This is a genomic window from Flavobacterium hungaricum, from assembly GCF_015182285.1.
GTDB classification, from domain to species: domain Bacteria; phylum Bacteroidota; class Bacteroidia; order Flavobacteriales; family Flavobacteriaceae; genus Flavobacterium; species Flavobacterium hungaricum.
The window spans coordinates 167047-193307 of record NZ_PRDM01000005.1 but is presented as its reverse complement, the minus strand read 5'-3'; the positions used below and the strand labels follow the sequence as shown (position 1 = coordinate 193307).

General features: G+C 34.2%; 24 protein-coding genes and 1 tRNA gene. 21 read left to right on the top strand and 4 right to left on the bottom strand.

What is annotated here, in order from left to right:
* Positions 1–25: 25 nt before the first annotated feature.
* From C4F50_RS20325 to C4F50_RS20280, 10 genes are all read left to right on the top strand, one after another.
* Positions 26–2014, top strand: a complete 1989-nt coding sequence (locus tag C4F50_RS20325; RefSeq protein ID WP_228012096.1) for a bactofilin family protein — start codon at positions 26–28, stop codon at positions 2012–2014.
* On the top strand, positions 1992–2561 hold the full coding sequence (locus C4F50_RS20320) for a hypothetical protein (RefSeq protein ID WP_194140479.1): 570 nt from the start codon (positions 1992–1994) through the stop codon (positions 2559–2561). The genes C4F50_RS20325 and C4F50_RS20320 overlap by 23 nt, the downstream gene beginning before the upstream one ends.
* A 14-nt stretch (positions 2562–2575) precedes the next feature.
* Complete coding sequence (locus C4F50_RS20315; protein ID WP_194140478.1) at positions 2576–3151, top strand: hypothetical protein; 576 nt, start codon at positions 2576–2578, stop codon at positions 3149–3151.
* A 29-nt stretch (positions 3152–3180) separates the two neighbouring features.
* A complete protein-coding gene (locus C4F50_RS20310; protein ID WP_194140477.1) occupies positions 3181–3792 on the top strand; it encodes a hypothetical protein in 612 nt (203 codons plus the stop codon).
* Positions 3793–3795: 3 nt separating this feature from the next.
* The gene (locus tag C4F50_RS20305) at positions 3796–4233 is read left to right on the top strand and encodes a GNAT family N-acetyltransferase (protein WP_194140476.1); all 438 of its coding nucleotides are present in this window, start codon (positions 3796–3798) and stop codon (positions 4231–4233) included.
* A gap of 211 nt (positions 4234–4444) precedes the next feature.
* A complete protein-coding gene (locus C4F50_RS20300; protein WP_194140475.1) occupies positions 4445–4894 on the top strand; it encodes a GNAT family N-acetyltransferase in 450 nt (149 codons plus the stop codon).
* Between the two features lie 16 nt (positions 4895–4910).
* Positions 4911–5651, top strand: coding sequence for a LytTR family transcriptional regulator DNA-binding domain-containing protein (locus C4F50_RS25855; protein ID WP_194140474.1), 741 nt, complete (start codon positions 4911–4913; stop codon positions 5649–5651).
* A gap of 99 nt (positions 5652–5750) precedes the next feature.
* The gene (locus C4F50_RS20290; RefSeq protein WP_194140473.1) at positions 5751–6299 is read left to right on the top strand and encodes a hypothetical protein; all 549 of its coding nucleotides are present in this window, start codon (positions 5751–5753) and stop codon (positions 6297–6299) included.
* 64 nt (positions 6300–6363) lie between these two features.
* Positions 6364–6735: a hypothetical protein gene (locus C4F50_RS20285; RefSeq protein ID WP_194140472.1), complete on the top strand. Its 372-nt coding sequence runs from the start codon at positions 6364–6366 to the stop codon at positions 6733–6735.
* A 79-nt stretch (positions 6736–6814) separates the two neighbouring features.
* The gene (locus C4F50_RS20280; protein ID WP_194140471.1) at positions 6815–6991 is read left to right on the top strand and encodes a hypothetical protein; all 177 of its coding nucleotides are present in this window, start codon (positions 6815–6817) and stop codon (positions 6989–6991) included.
* Positions 6992–7231: 240 nt separating this feature from the next.
* Here the strand turns inward: C4F50_RS20280 and C4F50_RS20275 are convergent, their stop codons facing one another.
* Complete coding sequence (locus tag C4F50_RS20275; protein ID WP_194140470.1) at positions 7232–8593, bottom strand: hydroxymethylglutaryl-CoA synthase family protein; 1362 nt, start codon at positions 8591–8593, stop codon at positions 7232–7234.
* A 357-nt stretch (positions 8594–8950) separates the two neighbouring features.
* Between C4F50_RS20275 and C4F50_RS20270 the strand changes: the two genes are divergently transcribed.
* The 5 genes from C4F50_RS20270 to C4F50_RS20250 all read left to right on the top strand — a co-directional run bounded on the left by C4F50_RS20270 (position 8951) and on the right by C4F50_RS20250 (position 15709).
* Complete coding sequence (locus C4F50_RS20270) at positions 8951–9616, top strand: succinate dehydrogenase cytochrome b subunit (protein WP_194140469.1); 666 nt, start codon at positions 8951–8953, stop codon at positions 9614–9616.
* Between the two features lie 11 nt (positions 9617–9627).
* Entirely contained in the window at positions 9628–11628 is a 2001-nt protein-coding gene (locus C4F50_RS20265) for a fumarate reductase/succinate dehydrogenase flavoprotein subunit (protein WP_194140468.1), read from the top strand.
* Positions 11629–11649: 21 nt separating this feature from the next.
* Positions 11650–12024 (top strand): four helix bundle protein, encoded by a 375-nt coding sequence (locus C4F50_RS20260; protein ID WP_194140467.1) that lies wholly within the window; start codon positions 11650–11652, stop codon positions 12022–12024.
* 46 nt (positions 12025–12070) lie between these two features.
* Positions 12071–12817 carry a succinate dehydrogenase/fumarate reductase iron-sulfur subunit gene (locus C4F50_RS20255; protein ID WP_194140466.1) on the top strand — a complete coding sequence of 249 codons (747 nt, stop codon included), beginning with the start codon at positions 12071–12073 and terminating at the stop codon, positions 12815–12817.
* A gap of 441 nt (positions 12818–13258) precedes the next feature.
* The gene (locus C4F50_RS20250) at positions 13259–15709 is read left to right on the top strand and encodes a hypothetical protein (protein ID WP_228012095.1); all 2451 of its coding nucleotides are present in this window, start codon (positions 13259–13261) and stop codon (positions 15707–15709) included.
* Between the two features lie 157 nt (positions 15710–15866).
* On the opposite strand, the gene C4F50_RS20245 is transcribed toward C4F50_RS20250, so the two are convergent.
* Positions 15867–18164 (bottom strand): family 20 glycosylhydrolase, encoded by a 2298-nt coding sequence (locus C4F50_RS20245; RefSeq protein WP_194140464.1) that lies wholly within the window; start codon positions 18162–18164, stop codon positions 15867–15869.
* A 177-nt stretch (positions 18165–18341) separates the two neighbouring features.
* On the opposite strand from C4F50_RS20245, the gene C4F50_RS20240 reads away from it, so the two are divergent.
* Positions 18342–19115 (top strand): DeoR/GlpR family DNA-binding transcription regulator, encoded by a 774-nt coding sequence (locus tag C4F50_RS20240; RefSeq protein WP_194140463.1) that lies wholly within the window; start codon positions 18342–18344, stop codon positions 19113–19115.
* 68 nt (positions 19116–19183) lie between these two features.
* Entirely contained in the window at positions 19184–19951 is a 768-nt protein-coding gene (locus C4F50_RS20235; protein WP_194140462.1) for an amidohydrolase, read from the top strand.
* Here the strand turns inward: C4F50_RS20235 and C4F50_RS20230 are convergent.
* Together C4F50_RS20230 and C4F50_RS20225 are read right to left on the bottom strand one after the other, a co-directional pair.
* The gene (locus tag C4F50_RS20230; protein ID WP_194140461.1) at positions 19948–20397 is read right to left on the bottom strand and encodes a cytochrome c oxidase assembly factor Coa1 family protein; all 450 of its coding nucleotides are present in this window, start codon (positions 20395–20397) and stop codon (positions 19948–19950) included. The two genes, C4F50_RS20235 and C4F50_RS20230, sit on opposite strands and share 4 nt — an antisense overlap.
* Before the next feature lie 21 nt (positions 20398–20418).
* On the bottom strand, positions 20419–22107 hold the full coding sequence (locus C4F50_RS20225; protein ID WP_194140460.1) for an Ig-like domain-containing domain: 1689 nt from the start codon (positions 22105–22107) through the stop codon (positions 20419–20421).
* 190 nt (positions 22108–22297) lie between these two features.
* Between C4F50_RS20225 and C4F50_RS20220 the strand changes: the two genes are divergently transcribed.
* The 4 genes from C4F50_RS20220 (at position 22298) to C4F50_RS20205 (ending at position 26239) form a co-directional block, all read left to right on the top strand.
* Positions 22298–23284 (top strand): hypothetical protein, encoded by a 987-nt coding sequence (locus C4F50_RS20220; protein ID WP_228012094.1) that lies wholly within the window; start codon positions 22298–22300, stop codon positions 23282–23284.
* On the top strand, positions 23244–25607 hold the full coding sequence (locus C4F50_RS20215; protein ID WP_194140458.1) for a hypothetical protein: 2364 nt from the start codon (positions 23244–23246) through the stop codon (positions 25605–25607). Before C4F50_RS20220 ends, C4F50_RS20215 begins: the two co-directional genes overlap by 41 nt.
* Before the next feature lie 6 nt (positions 25608–25613).
* A complete protein-coding gene (gene mce, locus C4F50_RS20210) occupies positions 25614–26018 on the top strand; it encodes a methylmalonyl-CoA epimerase (RefSeq protein WP_194140457.1) in 405 nt (134 codons plus the stop codon).
* Between the two features lie 147 nt (positions 26019–26165).
* A tRNA-Ile gene (locus C4F50_RS20205) sits at positions 26166–26239 on the top strand.
* Positions 26240–26261 lie beyond the last annotated feature (22 nt).

Here is a 26261-nt window from a genome sequence, read left to right as displayed (position 1 = left end):
TACAACCCCAGATAATAAAAAATAAATGAACTTTTTCGCTTTTAAATTAGTTGCTATTAAAGAAATTAAAGTCAAATATCCTTTTTTATTGGATCGTGAAGGTTTTGATTATTTTGACGAATGGGACGATGAAGACTTTTTTTTGGCATCCGATGAAGATGTATATGTTGACGGACTTTTTAGTTTGGATATTTATGAGGAAAAGATCAAAAAAATGTACATCCGGAATTTTAATCTGCCGATTAAGAACCCTGACGAATTGCGAATTGAAGGCATTTTGGTTAATGGAAATGTCTTTGCAAGCGGCTCAATTGTAAATGCAGAGGGCGATTACGGGCCGTATGTTTTTATAAAAGGAAATGTTTCCTGCCAAAGTTTGCTTTTAGGAGGTTCGTATTTAGAAATAGAAGGAAACGTAAAAGCAAAAGAAGTAGTCATGAGCTCTTACAATCACGGAAATTTTAAATGCTCGGGAACAATTGAAGCGCCTGTTTTTATTGTTGACGATCATTATACCACTTTTGGAGACCGCAAAAATGATTTGTTTTATTACAACGATAAAACAGGTGATACGGATCCTGAAAATGAGTGTACCTACGACGAATATTCAGGTGAAAACATTATTTCAAATCAATTGCAAAAACACCTGCTGTACCCGTTAATAGAAACTTTTGAAGAATTAAAACGATTCTTAGAACGCGGCGAATTCATTTTAAAACAAAGCAATCCTGTACCCAAAACGTTTGCGCAGTGGGAACATTTAGTATTTCTCAATTACAGAGATTTAAAATTAGTACCGCCTGAGTATAAAACAAAAGAATTATGCGATGCTACATTAAAGGCGACATTTTACGCTTTGCCGTATGTAAACCCCGAATTTATTACGCCAGAACTTTGCGAGAGATTGGTCAAAAAAGACGGTTTTGCAATTCAGGTAATTCCAGACAAATTCATTACGCTGGAACTTTGTTTTCAAGCAGCCGAAAGCGGTACGATGCTGCGATTTATTCCGGCCGAATTTTATTTTGAAGAACTGATTATTAGTGTTTTTAAAAACGGAAAACACGAACCCGATATTAAAGATGTTCCGTCAGAATTAATCACGCAAAATCTTTTGCAGGAATATGTAAAGATCGGAAAAGGATTGTGGCTCGACAAAGCGTGTACAGAAAACGGTATTGATAAATGGAATGTTCTACAACAAGTAATCGATTCGGGAATAGAGCATTTGGATGTTGTTTTGGGGAATCATTTCAGTAAAGAAGTTGTGGAGTATGCTTTTTCGGTTTATGGTGTTCAAAACAAAGAAAAATGGGAACGAATAGTGCACAAATACAAATCGAAGTTTGAACGATTAGGTTTGAGTGAATACTTATCTGATCAACCCCAAAAACTACTAATTGAGAGTAAAGGAATAAAAACGGATCAATATTTTATACCGCCTTTTGAAGTAAACGAAGGTGATTTTGTTTTAATTCATCTGGACAATCATATTGCTTCTTGTTATGTCGAAGATAAATTAATCGCTATTTTGACAGGAAAAGAAAAACATGAAAATGTTACGATAAATCAGCAGCATACTTTTGTAAAACATTATAGAGAATCAAAATTCAGGTATCGATTTTTTCCTGTAACAGTAGGAGAATATATGTCTAAAAATGTGCATCCAGAGAGTAAATTTGCTGATAAGATTTACGAAAGTGCGTGGATAAATAAAAACACGCCAATAAATAAACTTGGAGGAAATTCCCGAAAATTGCTTTCACTGTATTCTGTATTATCAAAGACAAATAACATTATTTTTGATTTGACAGCACAAGATTGGGATGGGATGGAACATGCTGCCAAAATTGTAAAAGATGAAATAGCAAATAAAGGATCGGCTGTATTAATTGATAGAAGTGATTTTTTGAAAAAGTACAGCACAAAATATATAAGAATTGAATGGTTTATAGATTTGGATGAAACAAAAAAATCAGAAAAAATAGAAAATGAAACTAAGCACAGATATTAAATATTTTACAATTAAACAAAACGCTGTTTTTTTATTGGTTTCGCTTTTTCTTGTTTGGATATGGATGTTTATTGCTTCAAAATATGATAGAGAGAACGATCGTGGATTAATGACTAGTTTTGGCTATACAATTATTTTGTGTTTTATTTTAGTGAAATTCTTTGCACAACAAAAATCAGGACAATATTTGGCAACATTTTTTCATTTGGTTGTCGGTTGGTTTGCTGTTTTTCTTTTAACGCTAACACTTGGATCTGTTATTTCGATTATTATAAAAGCTAGTTGGGCTTGGTTTTTAGTCCCATTATTTTCAACAACAGTATTACTTTATTTTATTCTTAGGCGATTGTTTTCTTTTGCCGATAATTTTATAGCATTTTGGGTGCTGTTTACACTGCCGATTTTAACAGCTGTAACTTTAAAATTACTGCCATTTTATGATGATATTATTAAGTATGAATTAGGCATTGGATTTCCGATTTCAATATACCTAAGTTCTGTTTTTATCGCAATTGCAATCCTGTGCAAAAAGCCGTCTGAAGAATAATAAAAAAGACAAAAATGGAAAAACGGCTAATAGAAAGTAAAGGGATAAGAACCGATGAGTATTTTATTCCTCCATTCGAACTCAGAAAAGGAGAACTCGTTCTTATTCATTTATTTGGAGGGGCTCATTTTTATGAAATGAAAGAAATGCTGACGGATATTTTTACAGGAAAAACGCGGCATGAAAATGTAAATGTATTCAAGCCTTTAACTTTTGCAGAAAATTTTAAAGAATCAAGATTGGAGCGTGTTTTTAATCCGGTAACAGTCGGTAAATATTTAAAAAGAAACGCAGCTTTATATGATGAATCAGAACCAGGAATTTTTGAAGAAAATGGTTTTTCTAAAAAGGATAAAGTGAAAAATCTTGATTATAGTCAAAAAAAGTTACTTTCTTTATATTCAGTTTTTACCAAAACAAGTGATATAGTTTTTGATTTGAGTGGAGAAGGTCCTGTCGGAGCACTAAAAACATTTGATTTTGTAAAAGATCAAATTAAAAATGATGGCGCTGCAATTTTAATTGATTGGGCAGGAGATGATGTAAAAGATAAATGTTCAAAATGCATTACTATTGAATGGCTTATTTGAAGCATATAAGACGTTGTTAAATTTTTGATATGAATCCCGAAAGCATAAAAATATTAAGAAGCAAAATTTCAATTCCTTTAAACAAAGCAATTGAGCTTCTTAAAATGAACAACGGAGATGTGGCGCTTTCCGAACAAAGTTTTCATACCGAAAATATCATCGAAATTTGCAAAGTCACAGAATGTGATGAAGAAACAGCGCAAAAAGAATATCAAATTTGTAATTGCGATGTAACAAAAGCTGTCGAAAGAATCAATCAAAAGCTGGTTGTAATAGGTACAGGGAAGTTTCAGGATTCAAAAATCGGGTTTATTTTATGGCCCGAAAATGAAAATGGAGAATTTTATAAAACCGCTAAAAGAAACGATGCTTTTATTACTGCAGAAGATTTTGATCTTGTTTTAGAAGTTTTTCAATCGGTTTTTCCGTTACAAAATCCTTGGAATAATAGTAGTGAAGATAAATTTGACAAAGTCGGAAATAATTTTTTCGACAAGAAAAAAGCTTTAATTATTCTGCAGAAAATAAATGAGATAAAAAGTAAAGATGCAAACGAAACTCGTTTTCTAAAAGAGCTTACAGAATGGTTAAACGATAAATTAAGTTATGCGGCTTATATTGTCGTATATGGTAATTTGTAGATTATGCAATCAATTGTTACAATCAGAAAAATAGAAAAACTAGATTTAGATTTTGTTTATAAATCAATATGCGAACTCGAGAATGAAGTTTTTGATCTGGAAACTTTTGAAGCAATTTTCAATGAAAATATTTCAAACCCCAATAACCTGTATTTGATTGCCGAAAACGAAGGCCAAAGTTTGGGGTTTATCACGTTCCATATTCAAAATCTTTTACATCACTGCGGAGTTGTCGGCGAGATTCAGGAGTTTTTTATTGACAAAAATCATCGCGGAAAAGGTGTTGGACGTTTATTGATCAATGAAATCAAGCATTTTGCAGATCAGAATAACTTAAAAAGTATCGAAGTAACCACAAATAAAAAACGAGTAGAGAATGTGGCAATTTATGAAAATCTAGGTTTTACCTTGAGTCATAATAAGTTTACGATTGATATGTAAAGATATGTTTCAATAGCCCCCAGTTTTAACTGGGGGTAATTATTGAAGGAGATGCTCGGCTTTAGCCAAAAAATGCGTTTTTCGGCTAAAGCCATTTGTATTGAAGATTTCTTAGCCTCCAGCTAAAGCTGGAGTCAAGTCATATCTATACTGATAGCTTTGTCAAAGTTTTAAACTTCGACAAGGCTTTATCTTTTTTAATTTTAAAATAATGATAATAGAAAAAGCCAAACTAACCGACAACGAAATCCTCACAGTAATAACCAAAAAGTCAAAAGCCTATTGGGGATATTCTGCGGAGCAAATGTACAAATGGGATAAAAATTTAACCATTTCTCAAGATTATATTGAACAACATAACGTGTTCAAATTAATTGATAATGATTTAATTGTAGGTTACTATTCGTATATTTTCGAAAATGAAAAGATTGTAGAATTGGACAATTTATTTATCTTGCCTGAATATATTGGGCGCGGATTTGGAAAGTATTTACTTGTAGATTTCTTAAACCGAATGAAAGAAGAAAAAACAGAAAAAGTAATACTCAATTCAGAACCAAATGCAGAAAACTTTTACTCCAAAATGGGATTTGTGAAAATTGGAGAGTTCGAAACTTCAATAAAAAATCGTTTCATGCCCATTATGGAAATGAAACTTTAAATCTAACTAGAACCAAGTGAAACAGCTCAATATATCCATAAAACAAAATTTAATAGTTGGAATTCTAATTGGTGTTTGGCTTTTCATTTTTGCCTTTATCATCAAACCTTTTGATGATGGAACGATCAATTTTCGATCTTGGCTTTTAATAAGTATTGGTTTTAGTTCGATTGCTTTTGTGTGTTATGCCGTTCTTTCTTTTATTCAGAAAACGGTGTACGAAAAAATCTCAAAATGGAATCTGGGTTTAGAAACAGCAAGTATTCTTTTCTTTTTTTTAATCTATCTATTCGGGATTTATTCGTTTTATAAAAGTCCAATTTTAAATGGAGGTTATAGCTTTGCGGAGTTCTTTTCTATGGTTTTTATTAAAGTCACTTTGGTTTTAACGCCTGTAATCATTCTTACTAGAAGATATTTGCTTAAACTCATTCCCATAAAAGATGATTTATTGATTTTTAGAGGAGAAAACAAACACGATGTTTTAAAGATCAAACAAGTCGATTTGATTTGTATTTCGAATGCCCAAAACTATGTAGAGATTTTTTATGCAGAAAATAATATTCTTAAATCGAAAATAATTCGTTCTTCGCTCAAAAAAGTACAGCAGGATTTTGATTTTTTAGTTCAAATACACCGTTCACATTTAATAAATCCGTTTCATTTTAAATCTTGGAAAGATTCCAATACAATTCTTTTGACGCAAATGGAACTTCCAGTTTCTAAAAATTATAAAGAAAATATATTGGTCTTATAATTTCGTACCTAAAACAATGCACTTTGTACCTAAGTCAGTAAAATCAGTGTTTTAGAAACTTTCTTAATCTAGTTTTGTTTTCAACTTAAAAATCAATTTATGAAAACAAAACACCTTAGCCTCCTCGGATTATTCTTTTTTCTTCTGAGTTATTTGTTCTTTTCTAAAGTTTTACCCGACTTTCAAACTTCGATAGATTTAGCACATTGGTTCAATTTAATCGGCGCTTGTTTGTTGTTGTCTTTTAATGATGTGTTTCCAAAAAACAAACTAAATTCTATTGCTTCATTCGTTACTTTTTTAGGTGTAATAGCCCATGCAGGACTTTGTACAATCGATTTTATAATGTTTAGTTTCGGAAATGATGATTTTGCAAGAGAACAATTAAGTCAGAATATCAGCAATTCTTCTTTTATTTTATATCCTTTTATAATAATTGGTCCGTCTTTACTCTTCATTGGTTTAGCAATGCATGCATTCAATTTTATTAGAACAAGTACAATAAGTGCTTTGATGGTAATTATTGCTGCGCCGGCAATTGGTATTTCCTTTTTTATTTTGAAAGATGGAGTTTGGATGCTGTTGAGTTGTATTGTTTTTACTTTCGGATTGGGTTTATTGCTTTTTAAAGTAAATCCGAAAAAGTAAAATTGTAAGTTTTATTTTAATTTGTATTTTCGTTTAATAATTATTTCCAAAGATTTATTTAACATTGAAAAACCATCTAAAATACCTAATCACGCTCTTTCTGGCTTTTGCCGTGATTGCTGGTGATGGTACTTTAAATTTTCAATCTAAATCAGCGGAGTTTTATCAATCTTCGAATGTAATTGTAAATCGCGAATTAGATTTTGCAACTTTACGACTATACAGATTTAGCTTTTCAAAATCATTCGGAAAATCTTCATTTTCGATATTTATAATTTATAAAAGCGTAAAAGAAGTTTTAAGTCTTCAAATCAAAGTTCTTTTACTATTTTGTGAATCACTTCACCAAAAAATAAATTCATTTGTAAAACAAGCTGTTTTTGTGAATGAAATAATCCATTCCAGAAACTTTCGTAAAAGTTTATACACCGCTTAAGAAATTTCTTTTCTGAGCAATTATGCTTTCTCAAAGCGTAAGATGATACAATAATGTCTAATCATTTATCATTTACAAAATGTATAAACAAAATAAAAAACGTTTAGAGCAATCTAAGCGACCGCTTCATTGGGTCAAAAGAAGATTACTTTTAATAATAACTGCTTTCATGCTCGGAATCGCAAACGGAATGCACACAGAAGATACCAGAATAAAAGGAAATCAAAACTATACCGAACAGCATAAGAAAGATTGAGTTTTTTAAAATTAGATAATTTGGCAATTAGAGAATGTTGTAATTATTTTCTTGTTATATAGCCTTTGTCAAAGTTTTAAACTTTGACAAAGGTTTTTGCGCAATCTTGTGATTTCTCCTTTCACTCGAAATAACAAACTGTACGGGTATGAGAATAAAAAAGCCGAAGCAATTTGCTTCGGCTTTTTATTTATTGGAATTTGGTCCCGAAGCCTCGGGATAAAAAAATGGAATTTAAATTTATTCCACCCATTTATAATATCTCGCCCCAATCAAAACAGGGATTTCTTTTTCGATTCGGTCTAAAACCCATTCTTGTTTTGGAGTTCTAACGCTTGTTTTTTGTTCTTTTTTATGAAGACTTTCGTAAGTATTAAAGTCGATTTCTACGCTTTCCGCTAAATTTTCAAAAAGCTTCACATTTGCCAATGCTGATTTCCATTCTGGCTGAATTGTTCCTTCAAAAACTTTCGATTTTGATCCACTGCCGTAAGCCAGGAAACCGAATTTTTCTCCTGCTACTTCTTTATTAGTATCGTAAAAATGAGCCAAAGTCGATAGCAATCCCATGAAAATAGAACCTGTGTAAAGATTTCCGATTAAAGAGGAAGCCAATTCTGCAGGTTGTAATTTCTCAGTTACAAAACTTTTATAATCATCAGATTTTGCTACTTCTTTAATTTTAGTCTGATAATCTGCGGGTGCAATATCATCTGCGATAATTTTTTCTGCACTGTCTAAAGCATAAATTTCAGACAACATTCTTCGCCCCTGAAAAGAATACGGCAAGTGCATTACGATACTGTGCCATGTATTGTATAAAGTTTCGGTCGTATTTTTTAATTTTTTAAATGAAAAGTAAGCATTACGCGTACGATCCATATAACATTGATTAGAATATTGACCGTCAAAAACCGGCTGGTCTTTATGAATTTCGATTTCGGCTTCCAGATTGTCAAACCAAGAATCGTTGTTGGTATTTTGAGTGATTTCTTCTTTAGAAATAGTTCTGTAAGGTTTAAAGAAGTCAAAAACCCCTTTTGTACTCGTTGCCCAATTGTCATCAAAAGCAATAATTCTTGGGTTTGCAGTTACTAACATCGCTGCGGCTCCAGCACCTTGAGTATATTCTCCGCCAGAGTTTAAATCGTATTTTGCAAAGTCGCTTGTAACCACAATTGCTTTTTTAGCTGGATTCAATTTTACAAAATCAAGACAGTTTTGCAAAGCGTCTACACCGCCAATACAGGCAAAAGTAAAATCGACAACATCACATTCGGCAAGAGAATCTTCGCCAAATTTCTGCTCCATTAAACTGATTAAATAAGAAGCAATTGGTTTAGAGCTGTCAATGCCGCTTTCTGTTCCAACATAAATTCTGCTGATTTCGTTAAGGTTTAAATTGTTGTCCTGTATAAGTTTGGTCAAAGCATTTGCTCCAAAAACAACTGCGTCCTGATGAACGTCTGGGAAAGTCATTTTTAATAATCCAAGACCTTTTTCTAATTTTTCTGGTTCAATATTTCTGGCTGCGGCCAAAGTTTTTATGGGTAAATGTATGTTGGCTACATCAAAAGAGATAGCGTCAATTCCTGTTTTCATTCTTATTTTTTTGAGCCGCTAAAGGTAAAACTATGTGATGGACTGACAATTTTTTACTTTGATAAAATAACGGGGCAGAATCACTTTTGAAGAAAACAGATCAAAACTTTGAATAAAATAACAATATGATAAATTTTCGGGAAACTCTTTAGCGTCTTTTTTTCTTCAAAAGCGCTATATAATAGTTTGTTGCGGGTTTTTATACTAAAATAATCAATATGAAAAATAATTTTATACGTAAAAATACGTATACGTAACCTATTTTAAAATCATTATAAATAACAGCGAAATGGTTGTAGTTCTTTTGTAATTGAGTTATTTTTGTCTAATTTTTTAAAACAAACTACTTAAACACTTATGGCACAATCTGCACAGTTGAATGCTTCCATCTTAAAGAAAGTAGCTATGGCTCTTTCGGGAATATTCTTAATCACGTTTTTAGCGCTGCATGTTTCCTTAAATTTTATTTCTATTTTGAGTGAAGACGTTTTCAACGAAGCTTCTCACTTTATGGGATACAATCCGCTGATTCAATATGTAATGCAGCCAGTTTTGGCGTTCGGGGTAATTTTCCATTTCGTTATGGGATTTGTACTAACAGCTCAAAACAGCGCAGCAAGACCAATTGCGTATGCAAAATACAACGGAGCGGCAAATGCTTCTTGGAGTTCTAGAAATATGATTATTTCTGGATTGGTTATTTTGGCTTTCTTAGGATTGCACTTTTATGATTTCTGGTTTCCAGAGGTAAGCTACAAATACATAGCTGGAACTGCGCCGGATGCTACAAGATATTATGGTGAGTTAGTTCACAAATTTCAGGACCCAATCCGTACAGGTTTATACTGTATTTCTTTTATCCTATTAGGATTTCACTTATGGCACGGGTTTGCATCTTCTTTACAATCTATGGGAATGCACAACAAATACTCTAGATTTTTAGCAAAAGTAGGTTACGGTTTTGCAGTTGTAGTTCCAGCTGCTTTCGTAATTATCGCATTATTTCATCATTTCAATAATTAATATCAATTATAATGGCATTAGATTCAAAAATTCCGAATGGTCCTATAGCGGACAAATGGACAAATTATAAAGATCATATTAATTTAGTAAACCCTGCTAACAAACGTAATCTTGATATTATCGTAGTTGGTACAGGTTTAGCTGGAGGTTCGGCTGCGGCTACTCTGGCAGAGTTAGGATATAACGTAAAAGCATTTTGCTTCCAAGATTCACCACGTCGTGCGCACTCTATTGCAGCACAAGGGGGAATCAACGCAGCAAAAAATTATAAAGGAGACGGTGACTCTGTTTACAGATTGTTTTATGATACTGTAAAAGGAGGAGATTACCGTGCACGTGAAGCAAACGTTCACCGTTTGGCTGAGGTTTCTGCTAACATCATCGACCAGTGTGTGGCTCAAGGGGTGCCATTGGCTCGTGAATACGGAGGACTTTTGGACAACCGTTCGTTTGGAGGAACTTTGGTTTCTCGTACATTTTATGCACAAGGACAAACAGGACAGCAATTATTGTTAGGAGCTTATTCTGCAATGAACCGTCAGATTGGCCGTGGAAAAATTAAAATGTACAACCGTCACGAAATGCTTGATATTGTAATCGTGAACGGAAAAGCGAGAGGTATTATCGCTCGTAACTTAATCACTGGAGAAATAGAAAGACATTCTGCTCACGCGGTAGTAATTGGTTCTGGAGGATACGGAAACGTATTTTTCCTTTCAACAAATGCTATGGGATCAAACGCAACAGCAGCTTGGAAAATTCATAAAAAAGGAGCGTTTTTCGCAAATCCTTGCTACACACAAATTCACCCAACATGTATTCCGGTTTCTGGAGATCACCAGTCAAAACTGACTTTGATGTCTGAATCGTTGCGTAATGACGGTCGTATTTGGGTTCCTGCAAAATTAGAAGATGCTCAGGCAATTCGCGAAGGAAGAAAAAAAGCAACTGATTTATCTGAAGCTGAGAGAGATTATTTCTTAGAAAGAAGATACCCTGCTTTTGGTAACTTAGTACCTCGTGACGTTGCGTCTCGTGCGGCTAAAGAAAGATGTGATGCTGGTTTTGGAGTTAACAAAACTGGAGAAGCAGTTTACTTAGATTTCGCAGCAGCAATCAAACGTTACGGAACTGAAGAAGCTTACGTAAAAGGTTTAGATGCTAATGATGCAGCTTTGGTTACTAAATTAGGAACTGCAATCGTTAAGAGTAAATACGGAAACTTATTCCAAATGTACTTGAAAATTGTAGACGAAGATCCTTATGTAACACCAATGATGATTTATCCTGCGGTTCACTATACTATGGGTGGAACTTGGGTTGATTATAACTTAATGACTACAATTCCGGGATGTTTCTCAATTGGAGAATCTAACTTCTCTGACCACGGAGCAAACAGACTTGGAGCTTCTGCTTTAATGCAGGGATTGGCTGATGGATATTTCGTATTGCCTTATACTATCGGAGATTATCTTGCTCCAGATATTAAAATGGGAGAAATTTCTACAGACTTACCAGAATTCGTTGAAGCTGAAAAAGCGGTAAAAGATCAAATCGAGAAATTTATCAATAACAACGGTAAACATTCTGTAGATTATTTCCATAAAAAATTAGGGAAAATCATGTGGGATAAAGTAGGTATGGCTCGTAATGCTAAAGGTTTAACTGAAGCTATCGAAGAAATTGCCGCTTTACGTGAAGAGTTTTATAGAGATGTAAAAGTACCAGGAAGTGCTAACGAATTTAATCAAGAATTAGAAAAAGCAACTCGTGTTGCCGATTTCTTAGAATTAGGAGAATTGTTCGCAAAAGATGCTTTACACCGTAACGAATCTTGTGGAGGTCATTTCCGTGAGGAATACCAGACAGAAGAAGGAGAAGCACTTCGTGATGACGATAACTTTGCATACGTTGCAGCTTGGGAATATAAAGGAAAACCAAGTGATGCCGTATTACACAAAGAACCTCTGAATTACGAAAATATTAAATTGGTACAACGTAGTTATAAATAAAAAAGTTAAGAGTTAAGGGTTATGAGTTTAAAGTCTTTCGAAGATTTAGAGTGCTGGAAAGCTGCACGTGAATTAAGAATCTTTGTTTCTCAAAATATTATTTTGAAATTTCCAATTGACGAAAAATATGCCCTAACTAGCCAGCTTAAACGATCTTCTAGGTCTGTTAGTGATAATATTGCCGAAGGGTTTGGAAGATATCATTATCAAGAAAATATTCAATTCTGCAGAATTGCCCGTGGTTCATTAAGTGAATCTTTAAATCAGGTTATTACTGCTTTAGATGAGAATTATATTGAAGAAGATTTGTTGCAAAAATTTAGAGAAAGGTTCGAAAGAACCAAAGCAATATTAAATGGATATATAAATTATTTAGCTAGGACTAAAATGGAGTAGTAACCCTATGACGTTTAACTCTTAACTTATAACCCATAACAAAATTATGAAACTTACATTAAAAATATGGCGTCAGAAAAACGCACAAGATAAAGGAGGGATTGTAGAATATCCTATAGATGGAATTGAACCAGATATGTCTTTCCTTGAAATGCTTGATGTTCTTAACGAACAATTGATCAACAAAGGAGATGAGCCAGTGGCTTTTGACCACGATTGTCGTGAAGGAATCTGCGGAATGTGTTCTTTATTTATCAACGGTGAAGCACACGGACCAGACAGAGGTGTTACAACTTGTCAGTTACACATGCGTATGTTTAAAGATGGTGATACAATTTTTATCGAGCCGTTTAGAGCAAAAGCTTTCCCTGTAATTAAAGATTTAGTGGTTGACAGAAGTTCTTTTGACAGAATTCAGCATGCAGGAGGATTTATCTCTGTAAATACTTCAGGAAATACAATTGATGCAAATACAATTCCGGTTCCTAAAGACGATGCAGATAAATCATTTGACGCTGCAGCTTGTATTGGCTGCGGGGCTTGTGTTGCAACTTGTAAAAACTCTTCAGCAATGTTATTCGTTTCTGCAAAAGTTTCTCAATATGCATTATTACCACAAGGTAAAGTTGAAGCAACAGACCGTGTATTAAACATGGTTCACCAAATGGATTTAGAAGGTTTCGGTAACTGTACTAACACAGGAGCTTGTGAAATCGAATGTCCAAAAGGAATTTCTCTTGAAAATATCGCACGTATGAACCGTGAATATTTGGCGGCAAGTTTGAAAGGATAATACATCCAATCATTATATCAAAAAACGCATTCATTAATTTGAATGCGTTTTTTTGTTTACTACTAAAAACGATTAAATCTTTTATCACAGTATATTTTCGGATTAGCAGCAAAAGGTTTTTTTATATAAGATTTATAAAATGTACACAATTCGCAAAGCTAGATCTGTCGATGCTTTGCGAATTTTTGATTTGTAAAGAGGGTGGGAAATAAAAAAACTTTGCGATCCTTGCAGTTAAAATTTGTAAGCCAGAAAAGATACTGTTCAATTTTTCTTGTAGCATTTTATAATTTGAAACCAAGTAATATTCTCATTTTTTGATTTTTTATACGTCAAAGTATAATTTTAACTTACAGATTTTCAACTTGATATTTTTGAGTTAATATCATTTCAAAAAGTAAATAAGTTTTCAATTTATACAGTAATCTAATGCTAATACTTATGAAAAAGATTTTTCTACTAATGAGCTTATGTGGTCTTTTTATTTTTTTATCCTGTAAAAAAGACAAAGAAACCGATAAACAAATAGCAGCAGTAACCGATCAAAAAAACGATTCGACTGATATTGGTGATGATGGCTGGCCGAGAGAAGCAGCAAATAATGGAACAAAGCTGGTTTATTATCAGCCACAGGTTGACAGCTGGGACGATCAGAAAGAAATTAAAGCAAGAATAGCTTTTTCTTTAACACCAAAAGACGGAAAACAAGTTCTAGGTGTTGCTTCTCTGCAAGCGGCAACTTTGGTTGATAAAGATTCCCGAAGCGTCTTTCTAAAAAATATTCAAGTAACAGATGTTCGGTTTCCAGCTCTTGATCAGAAAAAAGTACCTGAAATGGAAAAACTTTTCAAAGAAACACTTCCCAAAGGAGGAGACCCAGTTTCTGTAGATCGTATTTTGGCAGACTTAGACACAACAACAAGTCCGGCAAAAGGCATTGCGGCTCAAAACAGCGCGCCGCCAATTTTTTATAGTTCCAATCCGGCGATTTTACTTATTATACAAGGAGAACCCGTTTTAGTTCCAGTAGAAAAATCAGATATACAATATGTCGTAAATACGAATTGGGACTTATTTTTTGATAAAGCAACAAACGATTATTACCTCCTTGCCGAAAATATTTGGCTTACTTCTAAAAAAGTCGAAGGTAAATGGATCAAAACAACTAAAGTTCCCGAGGGCTTAAAAAATCTTCCGTCTGGACAAAATTTTGATGAGGTTAAAAAGATGATTCCGCCGCCATCTTCAGGGAATGCGCCAGAGGTTTTCTTTAGTAAAGTGCCTGCAGAATTAATTTTAGTAGAAGGTCCTCCAAAATTTGTTAAGATACCAGGAACCCAGTTGTTGTATATTGACAATACAGAAAATGATGTTTTTGCAAATGAAGCGCAGGGACAATATTATGTACTCTTGTCTGGGAGATGGTTTGGTTCTAAAAGCTTAGAAGGGCCTTGGAGTTATGCTGGGAATAATTTACCAGCCGATTTTGCCAAAATTCCAAAAGATTCCCCGCGTGCAAGTGTTTTGGCTTCTGTACCTGGAACACAAGAAGCAAAAGATGCTGTAATGCTGGCACAAGTGCCGACAACTGCAATTATAAACAAAGCCGACGCTGAAGCAAAAGCCAAAGTAACCTATGACGGAACTCCTCAGTTTAAACCCATCGAGGGAACCAAAATGCAGTATGCAGCTAACACGCCAGATAAAGTCATAAAAGTTGGTGATTTGTATTATTTATGTTTTCAAGCTGTTTGGTTTATGTCTACAAGTCCCAATGGACCTTGGAAAGTTACCAATTCTGTTCCGAAAGAAATTTATACCATTCCGCCAAGTTCACCAGTTTATAATGTGACGTATGTGACGCAGACCAATGTGACCGATACAACAGTAGAAAGCAATACAACCGCAGGCTATTTTGGAGCCTTTATTATAGGGGCAACAGTTGGGGCGATTTTAACTTATGGTACAGGATTTTATTACCCGCCTTATTTTTATTATGGAGGCTTGTATCCTTATCCGATTTACCGACCTTGGCCGTGTACATACGGTGCAGGCGCAGTGTACAATCCGTGGACGGGCGGATGGGCGGCAGGACGAAGAGTCTACGGTCCTTATGGATCTGCAGGAACTTCTGCTTGGTACAATCCGGCGACAGGAAGATACGGTCGTTCTGCCAGTGTGCAGGGTTGGTACGGCGGCAGAACAGCTGCGAGTTCTTATAATCCGTGGACAGGAAATTATGGAAGAACTGTTCAAGGTCATAATGCCTATGCACAATGGGGGCATTCGGCAGCAACGAATGGACGCGATTGGGTACAATCTGGACATGTGACTACCAGACGGGGCACAGCAATTGGTTATGAAACTTCTGGCGGCAATAAAGGGGTAATTACGCATAGAAGAGGCGGCGGTACTACTATTCATACCAATAATAATATGTATGCCGGACACGACGGTCATATTTACAAAAGAGATCAAAATGGTAATTGGAGCCACTATAATAATGGCAATGGCGGATGGACTCAAGCAGGAACTTTAGGTTCATCTCAACATAAAATTAATAAGCCTGATGGCACTAATTTACCGAAACCAGATAGAGATGCTGGATTAGCCAACAAATCGCTGGGAGAAAACAATCGTCTCGGCGGTCGAACCGATAACTTTCCAAAAGCTGATCAAACACTTGGCAGACCAGAAAAACCATTGGGCGAAGGAGGCAGTCAAAATGTGACCAGAGATCTGGATCATTTTGAAAATTCCAGAATACAGGGCGAAACAAGAAATCATGATTTTCAAAACTTTAGAAATAACAGTAATTTCAGAAGTGGCGGCGGTCAATTTGGCAGCGGCGGATTTAGAGGCGGTGGAGGCGGTTTCAGAGGCCGAAGATAATTGAAATCAGATCTTGTTTAGTATTTTAATTACAAAGCAAGCTAAGATATAAATACAAAGTTCTCAAAGCGCTATAAATAAAGCTTTGAGAACTTTGTATTTTGTAAATCTTTAAAAATAAAGACCTTTTCGTTCTTTGCTGTTAAGTTCCTTTTACTTAATCATAGAATAAATCGGATGCTTTTATTTCTATTTTTTCTTTTCCTGCTGATTGTATAAAAGCGTTTAAAATAGTACCGCCTGTTAGATCAAAATAAGAGATCTTGATTTTATGAAAACCTTTTTCCAATTTTACAGCGCCATAAGCTTCATTTGCCCAATGTATTTTATCGTTGTCCACAATTAGTTCATCATCAATAAAAAGCTTCGATCCGTCGTCTGAAAGGGTAGAGAAAGTATAATTTCCTGTTTCTGGAACATATACATATCCAGTAAGTTTTAAACCAATATAGCGCTCTAATTTCGTTTTCCATTTTTCAGCGCTGATTTTCCCTTCCAGAATTCCAGAATTGACTGGTTTTGCTAATTCTAAATCCTGAGTCTGTTCGAATAATTTTCCTGTAAAATACTCATATCTCAAACCGTTTTTCTTGGGCTTTATGTTTAAAGCTGGTTTTAATTCAGGATTTCGAACGATTATTTTACTAATGGAACTTCTTTTGCCGCTTTCGCTGATTTGAATTGTTTTAATAGTCCTGAATTCTCCTTTCGGAATAGTGATTTGTACCGGACTTTGATACAGATTTGCGGTTTCATCTGGATTATAGCCGTCAATTGTATAGAATATTTTTCCGTTTTTAATGGTGGGTTTTAAATTTAAAAGATAGTTTGAAGCAATTAAAGCCGTTTCAGCAGCTCCAAAAGGGATGGGAGCTTTATACAATCTTTTTTGCTGTTCTAATTTTGCTAAATGATACGGCAGTTGATTTTGAATAAAATGCTCATAATTTTTGTTTTGAGATTCTGTCCAGGCAATTTCTGCCAAAGCAAACATTCGCGGATACAGCATATAATTCAGTTTTGCCTCGCTTGTCAAATATTCTGACCAAAGATTGGCCTGAACGCCCAAAATATATTTTTGTTCTTCAATGTTCAAACTATCAACAGGAGTGGGGTTGTAATGGTATACTTTTTCTAAAGTACTCAATCTTCCGACAGTCAGCGGTTCGTTAGGAGAATAACCTTGATTATAGTCCAAATAAACTGTTCCTTCTGGTGTCATCACGACAGGATGTTTTTGTTTTGCAGCATTTATTCCTCCAGATTCGCCTCGCCAAGACATTACTGCGGCGTTTGGAGCCAATCCGCCTTCGAGAATTTCGTCCCAGCCAAAAATCTGTCTTCCGTTTGCATTGAGAAATTTTTCAATTCTTTTAATGAAATAACTCTGTAATTCGTGTTCGTCTTTCAAAGCTAAATCTTTGATTCTTTTTTGGCAGTTCGGGCAGACTTTCCATCTTGTTTTCGGACATTCATCGCCTCCAACATGAATATAATTACTCGGAAACAAAAGCATTACTTCTTTTAAAACCTCTTCCAGAAAAGTAAACGTTTCGTCTTTTCCAGCGCAGAAAACATCTTCAAAAACACCCCAGGATGTAACCACTTTATAATTTCGATCTGGAAAACAAGCCAAATTCGGATAAGCCGTAATGGCAGCAGAAGCATGTCCCGGCATTTCGATTTCGGGAATAATATTTACATAATGTTCTTCGGCAAATTGTACAACTTCTTTAATTTCTTCCTGAGTATAAAATCCTCCGTAGGGATTTCCGTCGAAAAAAAAAGGTATTCGTTCAAATTTGTTCCCCACTAAAGTCTGTGCTCTTTTAGATCCGATTTCGGTAAGTTTTGGATATTTTTTAATTTCAATTCGCCAGCCCTGATCGTCTGTTAAGTGCCAATGAAAATTGTTTAATTTATAGCGAGACATTTGTGTGATAAAATCTTTTATAACAGCAACAGGGAAAAAATGACGGGAGACATCCAGGTGTAAACCGCGATAGCTATATCTGGGCTGGTCTCGCACGATTAGGCAGGGTAATTTGATTTCATTTTTGGATGGATGGTCTGGTAAAAGTTGTAATAAAGTCTGCACAGCATAAAACAATCCTTCTTCTTGCCCTGAAACTAAAATTTTCTCGGGTGAAATTTCAATTTTATACCCTTCTTTTGATGGGAATTTTTCGTTTGTATCGAACTCAATTTTGAGATTTGATTTTTTTGAAGCAGTAATCGAATTTACAGCCGACTCAAAAATTTTGGCAGACATTATTTCTTTAGAACTGTAGGTATTATTCTTAAAAATGATTTTAATTTTTCCGTTTATTACAGTGCTGTCTCCTTTGGCTTGATAAAAATTCGGCTGCGGGATAATAGAATTGTTCGTGCTGGTAAATTGTGCATTTACAGCAGTGTAAATAAATACGAAAACGAAAAATAAGATTTTGTTCATACTGGTACTATTATTTTTAACGTACAAGAAAAAGTCCTTTGCAAAAAAAATGCAGGGAGTAATTTTTTTTAACACTCTAAAATTAAGGTTTTTCCAAAGTTAATCCTTTGTTTTAGAAATTGTTTCGCAATATTATTGCATTATTTTTTACTTTTGTTCTTCTAAATACGATTCGAAATGAATGAAAATGAATTAGTAAATCTTACAAAAGAAGAACGTAAAAATCATATTTTAAAAGAAATCAACCTGCATACCAGAGTAAGTTTTGAAACGCTTTCTGCAAAACTGGGTGTTTCTGAAGATACGGTAAGACGCGATATAAATGAACTTGAATCGGAATCGTTATTGATTAAAGTGAAAGGCGGAGCTATGGCCAAAGGCTATCATTACTCGTCTTCTAACCAAACGTATGCTATAGAATCTAAGCAGGTAATTGCTCAGAAAGCAGTCGATTTACTGCATGATGGTATGGTTTTAATTGTGGACGGCGGTACTACCATTAGGGAGTTTATCAGATTGATTCCAAATGATTTGAATCTGACTATTTTTACCATTACGGCTCTTTCTGCGGTACAGCTTTTAGACAAACCCAATATTAAGACAATCATGATTGGCGGCAGTATTTCTTCGTACAGTCAAATGTGTGTGAGTGGAGAAGTATTTCATCAATTGGCCAACATCAAAGCAGATCTTTTGGTTTTTGGAACCAATGCGCTTGACGTGCAAGGAGGTTATTCAGATTCTGACTGGGAAACGGTGCAGGTAAAAAAAGCGATGATTCAGGCCGCAAAAAAAACAGCGGTTTTAACTATTTCTGAAAAGCTCAATACCGTATTAAAAATGAAAATTGCCAACTTATCCGAAGTCCATTATATTATTACAGAATTGAATCCAGACGACGCAATGCTGCAACCTTATAGAAGTTCAGATCCGCATTTAGTGCTTATTTAATTTTAGATAGAGTACATTTGAGACAGATTAGATTAATCTGTGCTTTAGAAAATTAAAATTTTTATGTTATGAAAATTGCTTTGATACAATCGGATCTTTTTTGGGAAGACACCGTAAAAAATCTTGAAAATTTTGATTCAAAAATTGATGCGATTAATACCGATGCAGCTTTAATTGTACTTCCCGAAATGTTTTCTACAGGTTTTACCATGAATGCTCCGGCAGTTGCAGAAACGATGGACGGAACCGCCGTACAATGGATGCAATTAAAAGCAAAGCAAAAAAATGCCGCCCTGACAGGAAGTTTAATTATTGTTGAAAATGGACAATATTATAATAGAATGCTGTTTGTTTTTCCTTCTGGAGAAATTCAATTTTACAACAAGCGCCATTTGTTTACTTTGGCTGGCGAAGACCAATTTTACATGGCTGGAGATAAAAAAGTAATTGTAGATTATAAGGGCTGGAAAATTTGTCTTCAAGTGTGTTACGATCTGCGTTTTCCGGTTTTTGCCCGAAATGTAGAAAACTATGATTTGCTTCTGTATGTGGCCAATTGGCCAAAAGTCCGCACCAATGCTTGGGATGCATTGCTTAAAGCTCGAGCAATAGAAAATTTGAGTTATACAATCGGCGTAAACAGAACGGGTTTAGATGCCAATAATTACGAACATATCGGACATTCGCAGGTTGTTGATTTCTTAGGGAATTATATCTTAGAACCGCAAGAAAAAAATGGTGTTTTTATCGTAGAGTTAGATAAAAACAGTCTGTATGAAACTCGAAAAAAACTAGATTTTTTGAGTGATAGAGATAATTTTGAAATTTCTTTTTAAAAACTTCTTTGTTGAGAATTTAAAACAATAATTTTTCTTTTAGTAATCTTATCTAAAATAGTGATTTTTGTATATTTCCAGACCTCTTTATTCTTAACAGCTTCAAAATTAAGTTTCCCTTTTCTTTGACTTCCGTTAATTCGTACAGATACAATAATAGTATTATAATTGTTTGAATAAACTGCATTTCCTTCTAAAAGAGCTAATTTGTCAAGTGGCTGAACTGTTCCAAAAAAGGCGACAACTTCTTTATCTGAATTTATTTTTTTTACTATATCTTCATATAAAGCAGTTTCCGTATAGGCTTTTGTTGTGCTGATGATTACTTCTCCAGAATTTGGTACAATTGATATTAATAAAATTAAAATCGACAGACCTGAAATAGGAAACAGCCATTTCCAATTTCTTTTAAGCCAGTTTTTATGTTGAATCAATTCATCAGACATACCCAAATTACGGATTAATTTTTAAAAAGCTTTCCGTTTCTTTTCAGCTTGTTTTTTCTTCTTTTCATCCGTCTTTTTCTCTACTTCCGGATTAAATGGAATGATTAAATCGATGGTTTCGTTACGGTCCCAATTGGCGCGCACATCAAACTCTTCCTGATTGTAGAAAACTTCTTCAGAATAACGTTTTTCGAGATAACTGCCAGAATCGTATTTTTTGTTTTTATTATCATCATAAATAACCCGTACGGTAAAAACTTCGGGCTGTACCAGATTAAATTCTAAAGTTGTTTTTCCTTCAGAGTAATCACTTGCCAGTACAACATCACCTTTTTTATTGGTCAGTTCAACAATAATTGGGAAACGTTTTACATTTTTTAGATTTAAAATAAGATTCCCATAATCAGATAAATCCTGAGTATTTAATTTATAAGACAAAGTATCGTTGCTTTTTTCAAATAAGTCAGTAAGAGCACCCGGTAAAAAGGTGAAATTATATTTTTGTAAAGGCTCTTTGGTAAAATCAAGATACAATTTTTGATCAAAAACATCATAGTCTGTTGTAAACTCTACTGCGGTAGAATCTTTGTTGACTAATTTGATTTTAGTTTTGTCAAATTTTACCAGCGGAGTTGTTGTTTCTAAGGTAAATCGGTCTCTAAAATGCAAAGTTCCGTTTTGAACCGCGGTAATATTCAGCGTATCTTTTTTCTGGTCTTTTATTCGAACGTTGTATTTTTTCTTGTACTGGTCTTTTTCTACTTCAAGAGAAAGAGAATCTGTTTTTATAGGTTTGTACCAGATCTGCAGCGAATCTTTTTTAGGGAACTGCGTTACCACAGTTTCTACAGCTTCACCATTGTTTTTTAATACAATTTTTGGCGCTGTAGTTTTATAGCTTTGTTTGCCTTCGTATGGAAGTAATATTCGGTTTCCAGAAGCTTGAATAGGTTTAAAAGTTTTTGTCGGAAGTGTTTCTTTAAACAATTCTAACTCGTAAACCGTATCATTTGGAATGGTAATGTAGTTTTTTAGAAAACCAATTTTATCGTCTTTTGGATTAAATTTGTTGTTGCTGCTTTTGTCTTTTAAAGCAACCAAAAGATATTTTCCTTCTTTTAGATTTTCGAATTGAAAAGTGCGGAGACTGTCCAGAGTATTGGTAATGTAGCGCGGAAATTCTTTGTAAATAGTAGAGTCTTTAAAATTCTCGTTTACTTCATAAAGCATAACCGATACAAAATTGTCAACATGTTTTTCGTAAGAATCTCTTATTATTCCTCTCAATTTTAGAGAGTCAATGTGAGATCCGGTAGAGAAAACATATTTGAACTGGCTCAAAGGATTTCCTTCGTTATTGTCGGTAATACTTTGTCCAAAATTTAGACTGTAAGTTGTATTGGGGCTTAAAGTGTCGCGTATTTCTATTTTAATGAAATTACTGACAGACAAAGGCGTGATCAGCGGTTCGTATTTCAGCGGAGGCGAAATAATTAACTGTTTGTTAGCGTTTTTTAATTTGATGTATTCGTCAAATGTCAGGGTAATTTCGTTTCCTTTAAAATCAGTGCTGAAATTCTTTGGAAAACTGGAAACCAAAGTAGGAGGAATGGTGTCTTTTGCTCCACCGGTAATACTGCCTCTTTTAGCGCAGCTAAACATTGAGATTAAAATAATAATTGAAATGTATTTAAAAGTGTTTTTCAACATATCGGTTTTTCAGTTTTATTGCACAAAATAACAATTATATTTGCTTTAATTGAAATTTTTTATCCATTTATTAGGATTTCAAGCATCATATATTTTTGCATTTTTTAGAATTCAAAATCCGTGATACGTTATAATTTCTTACTTTTGAGTTTAAATGTAATACCACTTCGTTTTGAGCAAAAGATTTTTTTTGGGTTTGTTATTTCTTTTTCTGACAGCATGCAGTAAAAATGAAGAACCAATAATTTCTTTTTATTATTGGAAAACCAATTTAAAATTCTCAGAAACAGAAAAAAACGCTCTCAAAGATAATGATGTTCAAAGACTTTACGTTCGTTATTTTGACATCGGACTTCATCCTCAGACACAAAAACCATTTCCCATAAGTCCCATTCATTTTTATGATACTGTGCAGCAGTTTGAAATTATTCCGGTTGTTTTTATTCAAAACAAAGTAATGCTGCAAAAGGATCTTGAGGTGCACGATCTGGCAGCAAAAACAATTCATTTGATAGCCGAAATTAATTCTAAAAATAAAATTAAGTACAGCGAAATCCAGATAGACTGCGACTGGAGCTTAGACAGTAAAGACAATTATCTTAAATTTATTGAACAAGTTAAACAGCTTTCAAAGAAAAAACTTTCGGCCACAATCAGGCTTCATCAGGTTAAATATTTTAAAAAGACAAAAATCCCGAATGTAGATAATGGTGTTTTGATGTTTTATAATATGGGCGCTATTGCGAATGATTCGCTGAACTCGATTTACAGCCGAAAAATTTCAGAAAAATACCTGGAAAGTTTAAAGAAATATCCCCTTCATCTGGATTATGCACTGCCCGTATATTCGTGGGCGATTCATATCAGAAACGAGAAAATTTTAGGGCTTCGGTCAAAATTGAATTTCACCGAACTCAAAAAAGATAAAAATTTTGAGCAGATAAGTCCAATATTTTTTAGGGTAAAACAATCTAATTACAAAAACGGGGTTTATTATCAGGAAAATGATCTGCTCAAAACAGAAACCATTTCTAAAGAAGATTTAAAGGAAATGGCAGAAGATTTAGACGATAACAAAGCCCAGGCTCCAAAAGAAATTATATTTTACGATTTAGACGAATTCAATTTAAATAATTATGAAAAGAATATTTTTAAGCAAGTTGTTTCTTGGTTTTAGTGCAGCTTTCCTTTTTGTGTATGGAATAATTTATGCGTGTGCAGGAGGAGACGATTGGGATTTTTTTGGTTATAACTCAAATTTCACTCCAGAAACTTTTGCAGACAAATCCTATTCGCCGCTTTTTTTGTCGGGCGGTATTTTCTACGGAATTGGTTTTGATACCCAGCATAATTCTCGTTTTAATGCAGCTATAAAATCAGATTGGGCAGCTTATCTAAAAGGAAAAATAGATACAACAACGGTAAATTATTTCTTGATTGGAGATGAAAACCTGAACTATTATTCGGATAATAAAAATACGATTAAGAACAAGGAAGAAATTACAAATCTTCATGGCTATTATAAAAACAAAAAAGAAAATGCCGCATCTGTAAAATGGGGTAAAAAAATACCATTGAAAGATGAAAAAGTAAAAAGCTTTGTGGAGTTTTTGTATTTGGCACAAAAAATTGAAACGGTTTCGATTAACAAGGATTATTGGAGTTACGAGCCTGTTGTGGCAAAAACATTCAACGATGTCAAAATGATTCAGTCCATCGAGAATGTTTACAATACTTTGTCTGATCCCTTCTTAAAAAACAGGTATTGGTTTCTTACCATGAAAGCCCGTTTTTACAGCAACGACAAACAAAAAGCGATTGACTTTTTTAATAAAACAGAAAGTTCGGTTCCCAAAAATGTGTTGTATTATCGTGCTCTTTCTTATGTTGCGGGAATCAATCACAAACAAAAGAAATATGCCGTTGCAAACTATTTGTACGCACAAGTTTTTGACAAATGTCCCGAATTACGAGTTGTAACCGCTTATAGTTTTAGTCCGAAAAACCAAGCCGACTGGAATAAAGCGCTTACAATGGCAAAAAACAATAAAGAAAAAGCGGCGCTTTGGGCCATTCACGGTTATTATAAAGATGAAAAACAAGCAATCGAAAAGATATACGAATTGGATCCCAAAAGCGAACATTTAAATTATCTGGCGACACGACTGGTAAATGGATTGGAGCAGTCTATAAACAATTCATTTCAGAAAGACGGAAGCGAAAATCAGCCCAGAACAAAACAGTCCGTTGCCGACAGTAAAACCGAAAATCAAGTTAAGGTCGATCAAAAAGCATTGGACCTAATCGCTAAAATTTCGGCTACAGGAAACACAGACAGACCTTATTTATGGGATTTGTCGCTTGGATATTTACAATCTTTAAAAGGAGATTACGCCAATGCAGATAAGAATTTTGATAAAGCGGTAAAAACACTTCCTAAAACCGAATTAGCAGGAATGCAGCTTCGTTTGCTTCGTTTTGTCAACAACCTGAACAAAATTGATAAACTGACAGATAAAAACGAGAAAACAATTATAGCCGATTTAAACTGGTTGTATAACGAGCTTCCAAAAAACTATAAAGGACAGGAATTCCGTTATCAAAATGCTTCTTCGTGGAGCAGAAATTATTTGTCTGCCCTATACAGAGAAAAAGGAAATTTAGTATTAGCAGAAATTTTTGGAGAATCACGTTACAGCTATTGGAACGATGGAAATGCTTTTTATGATGATGAAAAGAATCTGCAAGGCATAAAAACATTCCTGGCTAAGCCAAATAAAACCGAAATTGAGAATATCGGTGCCGGAATTTATAGCTTGAAACTAAAAGATATTAATAATTTTCAGGCAGTTCAGGCGGCTTTCAAAAATAAAATCCCGGAAGCAATTGAATTTTTGAAGCAGACAGATTCGGTGCAGTATTATAAATTTTTAGGAAATCCGTTTAACGGAAGTATTAAAGACTGCCACGACTGTGATCATGCGGCGTATCAAAAAAGAAAGTATACGCAGATGGATTTTCTAACTACTATTAAAGAGATGCAGGATAAATTGGCGCAGAAAGAAGATGTTTATATGAACAGTTTACTTTTAGGAAATGCATTTTATAATATATCTCATTTTGGCAACGGAAGAACTTTTTACGAAATCAGTATTGTAGGGTATGGCTCAAGTCCGTATTCTTTTAGAGATAAAATGAAAGAGATGATTACGAATACTAGTGTTTCGAAAATGTATTACCAGAAAGCCTTTGAAGCTGCTGCAACAAAAGAGCAAAAAGCAAAATGTATTTATCTGATTTCGAAATGCGAGCGCAACGATTATTACAATAAAAAATACAACAGTATCAGAAACTATTGGGATATTCAGGATGATAAGGTGAACTTTATTGCCTGGAACGGATTCAAAACGCTTCAAAAAGAATATTCAGATACAAAATACTATCAGGATGTAATTGCAGAATGCGGTTATTTTAATACTTATGTTAGCCAATTAAGATAAAATCAGATGGTCAATAAAATAGAACATATCGGGATTGCCGTTAAAAATATGGACGATGCAAATGCATTGTTTGAGAAATTATTAGGCGTTCCGTCGTATAAAGAAGAAACTGTGGAAAGCGAAGGTGTTCTGACCTCATTTTTTCAAACCGGAACGAATAAAATCGAACTTCTAATGGCAACAAACCCAGAAAGTCCGATTGCGAAATTTTTAGAGAAAAAGGGAGAGGGAATTCACCACATCGCTTTTGATGTTGAGGACATCGAAGCAGAAATTGCACGCTTAAAAAACGAAGGTTTTGTATTGATTAACGAAGTTCCCAAGAAAGGTGCCGACAATAAACTGGTGGTTTTTCTGCATCCAAAGAATACAAACGGGGTTTTGGTAGAACTTTGTCAGGAAATTAGATAAAAAAAAGACATTTTTTATTTTAAATAAGATATTGAAAATCAATATTATTTTTAAAATACACACACCGAATTTAAATTAAATACAAAATGATCTCTTAAAATATTTGGTACGAACGAAAAATAGTAGTAATATTGCAACCTCTAAACCGGTCCTATAGCTCAGCTGGTTAGAGCACCTGACTCATAATCAGGTGGTCCCTGGTTCGAGCCCAGGTGGGACCACTTCTTTAGAAATAGAAAGCCT